General features: G+C 70.8%; 13 protein-coding genes. 10 read left to right on the forward strand and 3 right to left on the reverse strand.

The window, feature by feature from the left end; genetic code table 11:
- Positions 1–100: 100 nt before the first annotated feature.
- Positions 101–604 carry a hypothetical protein gene (locus BM109_RS29655; RefSeq protein ID WP_057597265.1) on the forward strand — a complete coding sequence of 168 codons (504 nt, stop codon included), beginning with the start codon at positions 101–103 and terminating at the stop codon, positions 602–604.
- Here BM109_RS29655 and BM109_RS29660 read toward each other — a convergent pair.
- Entirely contained in the window at positions 594–1,430 is an 837-nt protein-coding gene (locus BM109_RS29660) for an IclR family transcriptional regulator (protein WP_057597266.1), read from the reverse strand. The genes BM109_RS29655 and BM109_RS29660 overlap by 11 nt on opposite strands.
- A 206-nt stretch (positions 1,431–1,636) precedes the next feature.
- On the opposite strand from BM109_RS29660, the gene BM109_RS29665 reads away from it, so the two are divergent.
- The 7 genes from BM109_RS29665 to BM109_RS29695 all read left to right on the forward strand — a co-directional run bounded on the left by BM109_RS29665 (position 1,637) and on the right by BM109_RS29695 (position 8,373).
- Positions 1,637–2,707 carry an ABC transporter ATP-binding protein gene (locus BM109_RS29665; protein WP_093351652.1) on the forward strand — a complete coding sequence of 357 codons (1,071 nt, stop codon included), beginning with the start codon at positions 1,637–1,639 and terminating at the stop codon, positions 2,705–2,707.
- A complete protein-coding gene (locus BM109_RS29670) occupies positions 2,704–3,564 on the forward strand; it encodes an ABC transporter permease (RefSeq protein ID WP_093351028.1) in 861 nt (286 codons plus the stop codon). Before BM109_RS29665 ends, BM109_RS29670 begins: the two co-directional genes overlap by 4 nt.
- 4 nt (positions 3,565–3,568) lie before the next feature.
- Positions 3,569–4,363 (forward strand): ABC transporter permease, encoded by a 795-nt coding sequence (locus tag BM109_RS29675; protein ID WP_093351031.1) that lies wholly within the window; start codon positions 3,569–3,571, stop codon positions 4,361–4,363.
- A complete protein-coding gene (locus BM109_RS29680) occupies positions 4,364–4,660 on the forward strand; it encodes a (2Fe-2S)-binding protein (protein WP_093351033.1) in 297 nt (98 codons plus the stop codon).
- Positions 4,657–6,066, forward strand: a complete 1,410-nt coding sequence (locus BM109_RS29685) for an FAD/NAD(P)-dependent oxidoreductase (RefSeq protein ID WP_093351036.1) — start codon at positions 4,657–4,659, stop codon at positions 6,064–6,066. The genes BM109_RS29680 and BM109_RS29685 overlap by 4 nt, the downstream gene beginning before the upstream one ends.
- Positions 6,063–7,244 carry an NAD(P)/FAD-dependent oxidoreductase gene (locus BM109_RS29690; protein WP_093351039.1) on the forward strand — a complete coding sequence of 394 codons (1,182 nt, stop codon included), beginning with the start codon at positions 6,063–6,065 and terminating at the stop codon, positions 7,242–7,244. Before BM109_RS29685 ends, BM109_RS29690 begins: the two co-directional genes overlap by 4 nt.
- A 64-nt stretch (positions 7,245–7,308) precedes the next feature.
- On the forward strand, positions 7,309–8,373 hold the full coding sequence (locus BM109_RS29695; protein ID WP_093351041.1) for an ABC transporter substrate-binding protein: 1,065 nt from the start codon (positions 7,309–7,311) through the stop codon (positions 8,371–8,373).
- An 18-nt stretch (positions 8,374–8,391) separates the two neighbouring features.
- Here BM109_RS29695 and tet read toward each other — a convergent pair whose 3' ends face one another.
- On the reverse strand, positions 8,392–9,594 hold the full coding sequence (gene tet, locus BM109_RS29700; RefSeq protein ID WP_093351044.1) for a Tet(A)/Tet(B)/Tet(C) family tetracycline efflux MFS transporter: 1,203 nt from the start codon (positions 9,592–9,594) through the stop codon (positions 8,392–8,394).
- 92 nt (positions 9,595–9,686) lie between these two features.
- Here tet and tetR point away from each other — a divergent pair, with 92 nt between their 5' ends.
- Positions 9,687–10,343: a tetracycline resistance transcriptional repressor TetR gene (tetR, locus tag BM109_RS29705; protein WP_093351046.1), complete on the forward strand. Its 657-nt coding sequence runs from the start codon at positions 9,687–9,689 to the stop codon at positions 10,341–10,343.
- Positions 10,344–10,349: 6 nt separating this feature from the next.
- Here tetR and BM109_RS29710 read toward each other — a convergent pair whose 3' ends face one another.
- A complete protein-coding gene (locus BM109_RS29710) occupies positions 10,350–11,981 on the reverse strand; it encodes a GMC family oxidoreductase (protein ID WP_256222864.1) in 1,632 nt (543 codons plus the stop codon).
- Between the two features lie 129 nt (positions 11,982–12,110).
- On the opposite strand from BM109_RS29710, the gene BM109_RS29715 reads away from it, so the two are divergent.
- On the forward strand, positions 12,111–13,016 hold the full coding sequence (locus BM109_RS29715) for a LysR family transcriptional regulator (protein ID WP_093351051.1): 906 nt from the start codon (positions 12,111–12,113) through the stop codon (positions 13,014–13,016).
- The last annotated feature ends 109 nt before the right edge of the window (positions 13,017–13,125 follow it).

Raw genomic sequence — 13,125 nt, forward strand, 5'->3', positions numbered from 1 at the left:
CATCACCCGCCGCGCGCGTTCCTCGAAACGGCTCGCGCGCCTACGCACCGATCCGTGCCCGGCGCCGACGATGCGGCACCCTCACTTCGCCGCCCCTGCCATGAAGCTGATCCACACCCTCTATGCCGCGGTCCATGCGCTGATGGCGCTCGCCTTCGCCATCGCGTCGCTGGTTCTGATCGTGATCGCGGCGCGCGCCGGCTGGGGCGCGGTCGTGCACGACCTCGACCTGCCGGCGGCCGAGGCGATCATCGAGGCGGTGGGCCTGCTCGCGGCCGCCGTCGTGGCGCTGCAGATCTCCCAGACCGTGGTCGAAGAGGAGGTGGTGCGCGACGCCCACATCGGCGCGCCGACCCGGGTGCGGCGCTTCCTGTCGCGCTTCATGGTGGTGATCGTGGTGGCCGTCGCGGTCGAAGGGCTGGTCGCGACCTTCAAGGCGCGCGAGGCGCCGGAGCTGATGCTGCACGCGGCCGCCATGCTGGGCGCGGTCGGGCTGATGATGGCCGGCTGGGGCCTCTTCATCCGGCTCAACCGCTACGCCGAGGAACTGGAGCCCGAGGCGATGCAGGAAGCGAAGAACGAGGACCGCAAGCTCAAGCAGTGATCTTCTGCCCCGCCGGCGACCCCGCCAGGCTCTGCGCCGGCCGGCGCAGCGAAGCATCGAAGGGATTGATCCTCGGCCCGATCGCCACCGCCTCGCGCTGCAGCAGGTCGACCACGGTCGGCAGCCGGTCGGCGTTGAGGCGGTCGGCGATGGTGCCCACGCTCAGCGCGGCCACGGCGCGGCCCTCGCGGTCGAGGATGGGCACGGCCACGCCGGCCATGCCCTCGAGCAGGCCGGTGTTGCGGCCCGCGAAGCCGCTCTGGCGCACGCGCTCGATCTCGGTGCGCAGGTAGACCTCGTCGTACACGCCGTACTCGCGCACGCGCGAGAGGTTGAAGCGGATCACCTCCTCGCGCTCGCCCTCGGGCAGGAAGGCCAGGATCGCGAGCGCGCCCTGCCCCACGCCGAGCGCGATGCGCCCGCCGATGTCGCCGGTGAACGAGCGGATCGGGAACGGGCCCTCGCTGCGGTCGAGGCACACGGCGTCGAAGCCGCTGCGCACCAGCAGGAAGATGCTGTCGCCCAGGCTCGCGCACAGGCGCAGCAGCGCGGGCCGGCACAGGGTGCGCAGGTCGCCGGGATTGCCGGCGTTGGCCGCGAGCGCGAAGAACTCGATGCTCAGCCGGTACAGCTTGCTGCGCTCGTCCTGCTCGACCACGCCCTCGGCCATCAGCGACTGCAGCAGGCGGTGCGTGGTGGCCTGCGTGAGGCCGACGGCGCGCGCGATCTGGGTGACGCGGCCGCCCTCGGCCTGCACCACGCCGAGCGCCCGGATCACCGAAAAGATGCGCGGCACGCCGCCGCTGGCCGCGGTTGTGGTTTCCATGTCCCGTTTCCTTGGAATACGTCGATCTTGCCTGGGTCATCATATTCCATTGAACGGAATAAATTGAAGAAATATTCTGATTAATGGAATACCCGTGGCGGTCTGGCGCGATCGTTGCAATAGAGTGAATCGAAAGCACTCACGCATTCATGGCCACGGCGCAGGCGCGCCGGCCGTGGATTCCGATCTCCGACGAAAGGCGTTCCATGTCATTCCTGCGGCTCAGCGACGTGTCCAAGTCCTATGGCAGCACCCGCGCGGTGACGGCCATGAACCTCACGGTCGAGAAGGGCGAGTTCGTCTCGCTGCTCGGCCCCTCGGGCTGCGGCAAGACCACCACGCTGCAGATGATCGCGGGCTTCGAGGCCGTGACCAGCGGCCGCATCGAACTCGCGGGCCAGGACATCACGCATGCCAAGGCCAACACGCGCGGCCTGGGCATCGTGTTCCAGAGCTATGCGCTGTTTCCGCACATGACGGTGGCCGACAACGTGAGCTTCGGCCTCGAGATGCGCAAGATGCCGAAGGCCGAACGCCGCGAACGCGTGCAGCAGGCGCTGGCGCTGGTGCACCTCGAGGCGCATGCCGCGCGCTACCCGCGCGAGCTCTCGGGCGGCCAGCGGCAGCGCGTGGCGCTGGCGCGCGCGCTGGTGATCGAGCCGCCGGTGCTGCTGCTCGACGAGCCGTTGTCGAACCTCGACGCCAAGCTGCGCGAGGAGATGCAGTTCGAGCTGCGCCAGATCCAGCGCAAGGTCGGCACCACCACGGTGATGGTCACGCACGACCAGAGCGAGGCGATGTCGATCAGCGACCGCGTGGTGGTGATGGAAGGAGGCCGCGCGACGCAGATCGACCATCCGCACCGCGTCTACGAGCATCCGAGCACGCGCTTCATCTCGACCTTCGTGGGCAAGGCCAACCTGCTGCCGGGCCGGGTCACGGCTTGCGGCACCGGCAGCTGCAACGTGGCGGTCGGGCCGCTCGCGGTCGAAGTTGGCGAAGGCGGCTACGACAGCGGCGCCGCCGTGCTGATGAGCGTGCGCCCCGAAAAGCTGCAGCTGGTGCCCGCGGGCAGCGGCCGGCTCGACGGCACGGTGCAGGAACGCTTCTTCCTCGGCAGCCAGTGGCTCTACCGGCTCGCCACGCCGGCCGGCGAGCTGATGGTGCTGAGCCCCAACGACGGCCGCGCCGCGCTGGCCGAGGGCGACGCGGCCGGCATCGACTGGCCCGCGCACTGCACGCGCCTGTTGCGCGACGACGAGGCGGTGGCGGCATGAGCGGCACCTCTCGCAAGGCCACGCCCTGGTGGCTCTCGGGTCCCGCGCTGGCGCTGTTCATCGCGCTGCTCGTGGTGCCGCTGCTGCTCACGGCCGTGCTGTCCTTCAACGTCTACGACCCGGCCAGCGGCCCGCGCACCGGCGAGTTCACGCTCGCGCACTACGCGCAGGTGTTCGGCGACGACTACTACCACGGCATCTTCTGGCGCACCTTCTGGATCTCGGCGCTGGTCACGCTGATCTGCGTGCTGATCGGCGCGCCCGAGGCCTATGTGCTGAGCCGCATGCGCAACCCCTGGCGCTCGGTGCTGCTGCTCGTGGTGCTGGCGCCGCTGCTGGTGTCGGTGGTGGTGCGCGCCTTCGGCTGGAGCATGCTGCTGGGCCCCGAGGGCGCGGTCAACGCGCTGCTGCAACTGGTAGGCATCGGCCCGGTGAAGATCCTCTACACCAGCGCGGCCGTGGTGATCGCGCTGGTGCACGTGATGCTGCCCTTCATGGTGATCCCGGTCTGGACCTCGCTGCAGAAGCTCGATCCCGGCGTGGAGAACGCGGCCCTCTCGCTCAATGCCACGCCCTTCACCACCCTGCGCCGCATCGTGCTGCCGCAGGTGATGCCCGGCATCCTCTCGGGCAGCCTGATCGTGTTCGGCCTCGCGGCGAGCTCGTTCGCGATCCCCGGCCTGCTCGGCGGGCGCCGGCTCAAGATGGTCGCGACCGTGGTCTACGACGAGTACCTGAGCGAGCTCAACTGGCCGCTCGGCGCGGCGGTGGCGCTCACGCTGCTGGTGGCCAACCTCGTGGTGATGCTCAGCTACAACCGGCTCGTGGAAGGCCGCTACAAGAAGGCCCTGGGGTGATCGCATGAGCAGGAACGGCCCCATCGCCCTCGCGTTTAACGCGCTCGTCATCGCCTTCATGCTGGCCCCGCTGCTGGTGGTGTGCATCGTCGCGTTCACGCCCGAGAACACGCTGACCATCCCGACCACGCACTTCTCGCTGCGCTGGTTCGAGGCGGTGTTCGCGCATCCCGACTTCATGCAGTCGTTCTGGAACAGCCTGTGGCTCGCGCTGAGCGCGGCCACCATCGCGACGCTGCTCGCGGTGCCGGCCGGCATGGCGATCACGCGCTACGACTTTCCGGGCCGCGACTTCCTCAACGGCCTGTTCCTGTCGCCGCTGATCATTCCGCACCTGGTGCTCGGCGTCGCGCTGCTGCGGCTGTTCGCGCTGGTGGGCGGCACCGGCAGCTTCGGCTGGCTGGTGATGGCGCATGCGCTGATCGTCACGCCCTACACGCTGCGGCTGGTGGTGGCGGCGCTGGTGGGCTTCGACCGCAGCGCCGAGCAGGCCGCGCTCTCGCTGGGCGCGAGCCAGGCCACGGTGTTCCGCCGCATCACGCTGCCGATGATCCTGCCGGGCGTCACGGGCGGCTGGATGCTGGCCTTCATCAACAGCTTCGACGAAGTGACGATGTCGATCTTCGTCACCTCGCCGAGCACGGTGACGCTGCCGGTGCGCATGTACATGTACGCCACCGAATCGATCGACCCGCTGATGGCCGCGGTGTCGGCACTGATGGTGGCGGTGACGGCCGTCGCGATGGTGGTGCTCGACCGGCTCTATGGCCTGGACCGCGTGCTGGTGGGGCGCAAGTAGATGGCGACCCACGCATTGCTGCACCGCGTGGCCGAGACCGGCCGCGCCACGGTGCCCTTCACGCTCGACGGCGCGCCCGCGTCGGCGCTGGCCGGCGACACGGTGCTGACCGCCGTGCTCACGCAGGCCGCCCAGCTGCGCAACAACGAATTCAGCGACGCGCCGCGCGCGGGCTTCTGCATGATGGGCGCCTGCCAGGACTGCTGGATCGCGACCGCCGAGGGCGAACGGCTGCGCGCCTGCTCCACCTTCATCGCGCCGGGCATGGCGCTGGTCACCGGGCGGGGCAAGGCATGACGACGACGGCACTTCCTCCCGTGATCGTCGGCGCCGGACCGGCCGGCGTGCGCGCGGCCCAGGCGCTGGTCGCGCATGGCCTGCGCCCGATCGTCATCGACGAGGCCGCGCGCGCCGGCGGACAGATCTACCGCCGCCCGCCCGCCAACTTCGTCGAACGCGCGGCGGCCACGCTCTACGGCTTCGAGGCCGCGCGTGCGAACGCGGTGCACGCGGCCTTCGACGGCCTGCGCGATCGCATCGACTACCGGCCCGACAGCCTGGTGTGGAACGCACAGGGCGGCGTGCTCGACGTGCTGCACGGCCCGACGCGCAGCACCGCGCGCCTGCCGCACGGCCCGCTGATCGTGGCCACTGGCGCCACCGACCGCGTGCTGCCGCTGCCGGGCTGGACCCTGCCCGGCGTCTACACGCTCGGCGGCGCGCAGGTGGCGCTCAAGTTCCAGGGCTGTGCCATCGGGCAGCGCGTGGTGTTCATGGGCACGGGGCCGCTGCTCTACCTGGTGGCCTACCAGTATGCGAAGGCCGGTGCGCAGGTCGCGGCCGTGCTCGACACCGCGCGCCTCGCAGACCAGGTCGCGGCCACGCCCGCGATGCTGCGGCAACCGGCGGTGCTCGCGAAGGGCGTCTATTTCGTCGCCTGGCTGCGCGCGCATGGCGTGCCGCTGCATGGCGGCGTGCGGCCGTTGCGCGTGATTGGCGACGATGCCGCGAGCCGCGTCACCGGTGTCGCCTGGCACGACGGCCGCGAGGAGCGCCGCATCGATTGCGATGCCGTCGGCTTCGGCTATGCGCTGCGCTCCGAGACCCAGCTCGCCGACCTGCTGGGTTGCCGCTTCGAATTCGCGCCGATGCATCGCGCCCACCTGCCGGTGCGCGACGCGGCGGGCCGTTCGAGCGTGGCGGGCGTGTACCTCGCGGGCGATGGCGCCGGCATCATGGGCGCCGACGCGGCCGAGTGGGCCGGCGAACGCGCGGCGCTCGCGCTGCTCGCGGACCAGGGCGTGGCGGTCGATGGCGCGCGCGCCGCGATGCTCGAACGCAAGCTCGATGCGCTGACGGGCTTTCGCCGCGGGCTCGAACGCGCGTTTCCGCTGCCGCGGGACTGGGCCGCCAACGCACCCGACGAGCTCGTCGTCTGCCGCTGCGAGAACGTCACGGCCGGCACGCTGCGCCAGACCGTCGCCGTCAATGGCGCCGACGAGCTCAACCGCCTCAAGGCGCTGTCGCGCGTGGGCATGGGCCGTTGCCAGGGCCGCATGTGCGGCGTGGCCGCGGCCGAGATCCTCGCGCACGCGACCGGCCAGCCGCTCGCGCAGGTCGGCCGGCTGCGCGGGCAGGCGCCGGTCAAGCCGATACCGATCCGGCTCGTCACGCAGGCCCCCGCCGATGGAGTTAGCGCATGAGCACCACCCGCACCCTGCGCTGCGACGTGGCGATCGTCGGCGGCGGCATCGTCGGTTCGTCGGCCGCGCTCGCGCTGCGGCGCATGGGCCTGGACGTGGTGCTGCTCGAGCGCGACCTCTGCGGCTCGCGCTCCAGCGGCGTCAACTACGGCGGCGTGCGGCGCCAGGGCCGGCCCTTGAGCCAGCTGCCGCTGGCGCAGCGCGCGCACCGCATCTGGGGCCGTCTCGGCGAACTGATCGGCACCGAGGGCGAGTACCAGCGCTCGGGTCATTTCAAGATCGGCCGCAGCGAGGACGACATGGCCGCGCTCGAGCGCTACCGCGCGAGCGTGCGCGATGCCGGCTTCGACCTCGGGCTCGAGCTGGTGACGGGCGCGCGGCTGCGCGAGCACTGCCCCTGGCTCGGCGCGCGCGCGCTCGGCGGCTCGCTGTGCATCGAGGACGGGCAGGCCAATCCGCGGCTGGTGTCGCCGGCCTTCGCGCTCGCGGCGCGCCAGGCGGGCGCGCAGGTGCTCGAGCGCCACCGCGTCGACGAGGTCGCGCACGACGGCACGCTGTTCCGGCTGCGCGCCACGCATGCCGAGGGCACGCTCGAGGTGCGCTCGCCGGTGCTGCTGAACTGCGCGGGCGCCTGGTCGGGCCCGATCGCCACCCACTTCGGCGAGGCCGTGCCGCTGCAGTCGGGCCATCCCGCGATGGCGGTGACCGAGCCGCTGCCCTTCTTCATGGACTGGAGCCTCGGCGTCGAGGGCGGCGGCATCTACTGCCGCCAGGTCACGCGCGGCAACCTGGTGCTCGGCGGCGGCGCCGGCATCGGCCTCGATGCCGAGCGCGCGCGCTCCGAGCGCGACGCCATCGCCACGCTGTCGGCGCAGGCGATCGAGCTGCTGCCGCGGCTCGCGCATGCGCATTTCATCCGCACCTGGAGCGGCACCGAGGGCTACCTGCCCGACCGCCAGCCGGTGCTGGGGCCGAGCCGCACCACGCCCGGCCTGTTCCATGGCTTCGGCTTCGCGGGCGCAGGCTTCCAGATCGGCCCGGCCGCGGGCGAGGTGCTGGCCGAGCTGGCGCGCGATGGCCGCAGCACCACGCCGATCGAGGCCTTCGCGATCGAGCGCTTCTTTCGCGACGCGAAGGCCGAGCGGCCCGTCGAAGCCGCCGCATCGGCCTCGCACTGAACACGACAAGAGCAACCCACCGCAACCGCAGATCCACCCTCGACACTGAACGGAGAGTCCCACCATGGCACGACGCGACCGCACTTCCTTTTTCCTCACCTTCGCCGCCACCGCGGTGGCCGCCCTCGCGGGCTTCGGCGGCGCGGTCCACGCGCAGACGAAGACGCTCTACATCGGCATGAACGGCGGCACGATGGAGAAGGCGTACACGCAGTACGTCTTCCCGGCCTTCGAGAAGCTCTACGGCGCGAAGGTGGTGGTGGTGCCCGGCACCTCCTCCGACATCCTCGCCAAGGCGCAGGCCAACAAGGACCGGCCGCAGATGCACGTGATGTTCCTCGACGACGGGATCATGGTGCGCGCCATCGGCATGGGCCTGTGCCAGAAGCAGAAGCCCAATCCCTCGCTGGCCGAGATCTACCCGGCCGCGCGCTTCAAGGACGACATGGCCAGCGGCGTGAGCCTGGGCATGACCGGCCTGGCCTACAACGCGAAGATGTTCAAGGAGAAGGGCTGGGCCGCGCCCACCTCGTGGATGGACCTGGCCGATCCGAAGTTCAAGGGCAAGGTGGTGTTCCAGTCGATGTCGTCCTCGTCCTTCGGGCTGCACGGCTTCCTGATGTTCAACCGCATCCAGGGCGGCAACGACAAGAACGTGGAGCCCGGCTTCAAGGCCTGGCCCACCACCATCGGCCCGAACGTGCTCGAGTACATCCCGAGCTCGGCCAAGCTCTCGGAGATGGTGCAGACCGGCGAGGCCGCGATCTTCCCGCTCACGCCGACGGCCGTGGCCGCGCTCAAGGTCAAGGGCATCCCGGTGGAATACGCGCCGCCCAAGGAAGGCGCGGTGGTGCTGATGGTGGGCCAGTGCGTGATCGCCAACAACAGCGAGCCCGAGCTGTCGCAGAAGCTCGCCGAGTTCCTGCTGAGCCCGCTGGCGCAGGCCAACGTGCTGCAGTACGGCGCGCAGATCCCGACCAATCCCAAGGCCCCGGCCGTGGGCGAGGGCGCGACGCAGGTGGCCGAGATCAACCAGTGGATGAAGACCGCGATCACCATCGACTGGGAGAGCATCAACGCCAACCGGCCGGCCTGGAACGCGCGCTGGAACAAGTCGATCGAGAAGTGACCGCGCTGGCGCGGGTGCTCAGCGCGTGCGGCGCAGGAGCACCGGCAGGCACAGCAGGTAGAGCACCGCGCCGGCCAGCCACACGATGCCCGGGAAGCGCGCGCGGAACGCGAAGTACAGCGGACTGATCAGCAGCGGGCCGAACACCGAGGCCAGGCTGGCGATGCTCGCGAGCACGCCCTGCAGCCGCCCCTGCTGGGCCTCGCCCACGCGCGCCGACAGCGTGGACTGCAGCGCGGGCGCGCAGATGCCGCCCAGGCACAGGAAGGGCAGCAGCGCCAGCACCATCCAGCCGTGCGAGGCGAAGGCGATCAGCGCATAGCCGGTGCCGTCGGCGATGGTGCCGACCGCGATCGCCGTGCGCTCGCCCCAGCGCTCGACCAGCGGCCCGGCGACGAAGCCCTGCACCAGCGCCTGCAGCAGGCCGAAGACCGCGAGCGAGATGCCGACCATGCTGGCGTTCCAGGCGTAGCGGTCCTCGCCGTAGAGCACCCAGGTCGTGCCCGCGACCTCGCCCACCAGCACCAGCACGAGGAACACGCCGAGCACCGGCAGCAGCGCCGGAAAGCTCGCGGCCCAGCGCAGCGGCGCGAGCGGATGCAGCACGCCGCGGTCGAAGGGCTGCGAGGCGAGCGCCGGCGGCCGCGATTCGCGCAGCACCAGCAGGCCGACCAGGAAGGTCAGGCCGTTGAGCACGGCCGCCGCGATGAAGGGCAGGCGCACGCCGTGGTCGCCGAGCACGCCGCCGAGCGCCGGCCCGGCGATGAAGCCCAGCCCGAAGCAGGCGCCCATGCGGCCGAACCAGCGCGCGCGCTGGTGCTCGGGCGTGAGGTCGGCGATGGCGGCCGAGGCCACGGCCATGCTCGCGCCCGTCATGCCGGCGATCGCGCGGCCCACGAACAGCAGCCACAGCGAGGGCGCGAAGGCCATGAACAGCGCGTCGATCGCCGCGCCCAGCACCGAGATCAGCAGCACCGGCCGGCGGCCGAAACGGTCGCTGAGCGCGCCGAGCACGGGCGCGCAGAGGAACTGCATCAGCGCGTAGAGCGAGAGGAAGGCGCCGAAGTGCCAGCCGAGCTCGCCGCTGTGGCCGACCTCGCGCAGCAGGCTGGGCACGATCGGCATGACGAGGCTGATGCCGATGGCGTCGAGCGTGACGATCGCGAGGATCACCGCTTGCGCGTGGCGGTTTCCGGCGAATGGAATGGAAATGGAAGACATGGCTAATTTATCGTTGATAAGGAATTATCAGCGATAAATTCCGAGCCGTGAAGTACCCTCCCGGATCGACACCCGGCAAGCACGACAACTGAATGAAACTGGACCGCGACGTGATCCTCCAGGCGGCGCTCGCGCTGCTCGACGAGGTCGGCATGGACAAGCTCAGCACCCGGCTGCTGGCCGAGCGGCTCGGCGTGCAGCAGCCCGCCCTCTACTGGCACTTCAAGAACAAGCGCGCGCTGCTCGACGCGATGAACGGCGAGATCCTGCGCCGCAGCCATCACCGCAAGCTGCCGCTGCCCGACGAGTCGTGGGAGAGCTTCCTGCGCGAGAACGCGCGCAGCTTCCGGCGCGCGCTGCTGGCGCGGCGCGACGGCGCGCGCCTGCATGCGGGCTCCGAGCCCGACCCGGGCGACCTCGACATGGTCGAGGCCCAGCTCGCGGCCGTGGTGCGCCTGGGCGTGCCGCCCGCGCAGGCGATGACCCTGCTGATCGCGCTGGGCCGCTACACCGTGGGCTGCGTGCTCGAGCAGCAGGCGACGCCGGCCGACGCCGCGATGCAGCAGCAGACGCTCGATGCCGCCGCGGCCTCGCGGCCGCTGCTGGCGGAGGCGTTCGCGACCTACCGGGCGGCGGGGCCCGATGCGCTGTTCGAGATCGGCGTGGACCTGATGCTCGAGGGCGCGAAGGTGCGCCTGGCGGCCCAGGCCCCGCAGGCGAAACGGCGCGATCCGGCGCCGCGGCGCTGAGGCTCTTCAGCGCGCCTCGGCGCGAATCCAGCCCGCCGCCTTCTCCGCCATCATCAAGGTCGGACTGTTGGTGTTGCCGCTCGTGATCGTGGGCATCGCGCCCGCATCGACCACGCGCAGCCCCTGCACGCCGCGCACGCGCAGCCGCGCGTCGAGCACCGCCATCGGATCGTTGTCGGCGCCCATCTTGGTGGTGCCCACCGGATGGAAGATGGTGGTCGCGATGTCGCCGGCCAGGCGCGCGAGGTCCTCGTCGCTCTGGTACTGCACGCCGGGCTTCCATTCCTGCGGCTTGTACTTGGCGAGCGCGGGCTGCTCGGCGATGCGGCGCGTCACGCGCAGCGAGTCGGCCGCCACCTTGCGATCGGCGTCGGTGCTCAGGTAGTTGGGCGCGATCGCGGGCGCGTCCTCGAAGCGCTTCGAGCGGATGCGCACCGTGCCGCGGCTGGTCGGGTTGAGATTGCACACGCTCGCGGTGAAGGCCGGGAAGGCGTGCAGCGGCTCGCCGAAGGCATCGAGCGACAGCGGCTGCACGTGGTACTGGATGTTGGGCCACTCGCGGTCGCTCGAGCTGCGCGTGAAGGCGCCGAGCTGCGAGGGCGCCATGCTCATCGGGCCGCTGCGGCTGAGCAGGTACTCGAGGCCGATGCGCGCCTTGCCGACCATCGACGAGGCCAGCACGTTGAGCGTGGGCGCGCCGTCGATCTTGTAGACCGCGCGGATCTGCAGGTGGTCCTGCAGGTTGGCGCCGACGCCGGGCGCGTCGACCACCACCTCGATGCCGTGCTGGCGCAGCAGCTCGGCCGGGCCGATGCCCGAGAGCTGCAGGATCTGCGGCGAGCCGATGCTGCCCGCGCTCAGGATCACCTCGCGCGTGGCGTGCGCCGTCACCATCTCGTGGCCGTTCCAGATCCGGGCACCGGTGCAGCGCTGCGTGCCGTCGGCGAGCCGCTCGATCACCAGCTTCGAGACCTGCGCGCCGGTCCAGAGTTCGAAGTTGGGCCGGCCGTAGCAGGTGGGCCGCAGGAAGGCCTTGGCCGTGTTCCAGCGCCAGCCGTTCTTCTGGTTGACCTGGAAGTAGCCCACGCCCTCGTTGCTGCCGCGGTTGAAGTCGGTGGTGTGCGGCACGCCGGCCTCGACCGCGGCGGCCGCGAAGGCGTCGAGGATGTCCCAGCGCAGCCGCTGCTTCTCGACCCGCCATTCGCCGCCCGCGCCGTGCATCTCGTCGGCGCCGAGGTAGAAGTCCTCGTGCTTCTTGAAGGCCGGCAGCACGTTCTGCCAGCGCCAGTCCTCGTCGCCGGTGAGCGCGGCCCATTGCTCGTAGTCGCGCGACTGGCCGCGCATGTAGATCATGCCGTTGATGCTCGAGCAGCCGCCCAGCGTCTTGCCGCGCGGATAGCGCAGCACGCGGCCGTTGAGGCCGGCGTCGGGCTCGGTGCTGTAGAGCCAGTCGGTGCGCGGATTGCCGATGCAGTAGAGGTAGCCCACCGGGATGTGGATCCAGTGGTAGTCGTCCTTGCGGCCGGCCTCGACCAGCAGCACGCGCTTGTCCTTGTCGGCGCTGAGCCGGTTCGCGAGCAGCGCGCCGGCGGTGCCGGCGCCGATGACGATGTAGTCGAAGGTGGTGTCGTTGCTCAAGGGGCTTGTCTCCGTCATCGATATTTTCCGCACTCATGGGTCGGCGCTAAGCCGCTGCGCCCGATTTGGCCCAATCCACGCCCGGAATGCCAATGAAATCGAATCAGATGGCGTATAAATCCGATTTATATGACTGCCGCCGCGATGGACCTGCAAATTCTGCGCGCCTTCGTGCTGGCCGCGCGCGAAGGCAGCGTCTCGCGCGCCGCCGCCAGGCTGCACCTCACGCAGCCCGCCGTGAGCCTGCAGCTCAAGCGCCTGGCCGAGGACACCGGCCTGCAGCTGTTCACGCGCACGCCGCACGGGCTGGCGCTCACGGCCGACGGCGCGGCGCTGCTGCCGCAGGCCGAGCGCGTGCTGGCCGCGGTGGGCGACCTGCAGCAGGCGGCGCGCAACCTGCAGTCGACGGTGCGCGGCGCGCTGCGCATCGGCACCATCCTCGACCCCGAATTCACGCGCCTGGGCATGTTCCTGCGCGAGCTGGTCGAGTCGGCGCCGCAGATCGAGACCGAGCTGCGCCACGGCATGAGCGGCACGGTGCTGGCGCAGGTGCTGCGCGGCGAGCTCGACGTGGGCTTCCATCTCGATGCGGATGGCGATGCGGACGGCGGCGATGCCGCGCTGGCCGCGCGCACCCTCACGCGCTTCACCTACCGCGTGGTGGCGCCGGCCGGCTGGGGACCGCAGGTGACGGGGCGCGACTGGAAGGCGCTGGCGGCGCTGCCCTGGCTCGCGACACCGCCCGAATCGGCGCACCACCGGCTGCTCGAGCGCGTGTTCGGACCGCTGGGGCTGGCGCCGCGCCGCGTGGCGCTGGTCGACCAGGAGGCCTCGATGCTCGACCTGCTGAAGTCGGGCGTGGGCCTGAGCCTGCTGCGCGACTCGATCGCGATCCGCGAGAGCCAGGCCCACGGGCTGGTGCTGGCCGACCGGGTGCAACTCGACTGCGCGCTGCGCTTCGTGTCGCTGGCGGCGCGGCGCAACGAGCCGGTGATCGCGAGCGCCTGGGATGCGCTGACGCGTGCCTGGACCTGAGAAGGTATGAATGACCCTGCTGCGCGCCCCGAACGGTTTCACGAAAAGTTAAGAAAGGCCTCAGGAAAAACGGCGTGCTTCCCTACGTAATCGAGGGTTCGGTCGCACA

Origin of the sequence: Variovorax sp. PDC80 (assembly GCF_900115375.1) — a bacterium.
In the GTDB taxonomy this organism is placed as follows: Bacteria; Pseudomonadota; Gammaproteobacteria; order Burkholderiales; family Burkholderiaceae_C; genus Variovorax.

Excerpts from the sequence above, each read along its gene's own strand:
- BM109_RS29655 (WP_057597265.1), top strand. The coding sequence starts at position 101 with ATGAAGCTGATCCACACCCTCTATGCCGCGGTCCATGCGCTGATGGCG.
- BM109_RS29660 (WP_057597266.1), bottom strand. The coding sequence starts at position 1,430 with ATGGAAACCACAACCGCGGCCAGCGGCGGCGTGCCGCGCATCTTTTCG.
- BM109_RS29665 (WP_093351652.1), top strand. The coding sequence starts at position 1,637 with ATGTCATTCCTGCGGCTCAGCGACGTGTCCAAGTCCTATGGCAGCACC.
- BM109_RS29670 (WP_093351028.1), top strand. The coding sequence starts at position 2,704 with ATGAGCGGCACCTCTCGCAAGGCCACGCCCTGGTGGCTCTCGGGTCCC.
- BM109_RS29675 (WP_093351031.1), top strand. The coding sequence starts at position 3,569 with ATGAGCAGGAACGGCCCCATCGCCCTCGCGTTTAACGCGCTCGTCATC.
- BM109_RS29680 (WP_093351033.1), top strand. The coding sequence starts at position 4,364 with ATGGCGACCCACGCATTGCTGCACCGCGTGGCCGAGACCGGCCGCGCC.
- BM109_RS29685 (WP_093351036.1), top strand. The coding sequence starts at position 4,657 with ATGACGACGACGGCACTTCCTCCCGTGATCGTCGGCGCCGGACCGGCC.
- BM109_RS29690 (WP_093351039.1), top strand. The coding sequence starts at position 6,063 with ATGAGCACCACCCGCACCCTGCGCTGCGACGTGGCGATCGTCGGCGGC.
- BM109_RS29695 (WP_093351041.1), top strand. The coding sequence starts at position 7,309 with ATGGCACGACGCGACCGCACTTCCTTTTTCCTCACCTTCGCCGCCACC.
- tet (WP_093351044.1), bottom strand. The coding sequence starts at position 9,594 with ATGTCTTCCATTTCCATTCCATTCGCCGGAAACCGCCACGCGCAAGCG.
- tetR (WP_093351046.1), top strand. The coding sequence starts at position 9,687 with ATGAAACTGGACCGCGACGTGATCCTCCAGGCGGCGCTCGCGCTGCTC.
- BM109_RS29715 (WP_093351051.1), top strand. The coding sequence starts at position 12,111 with ATGACTGCCGCCGCGATGGACCTGCAAATTCTGCGCGCCTTCGTGCTG.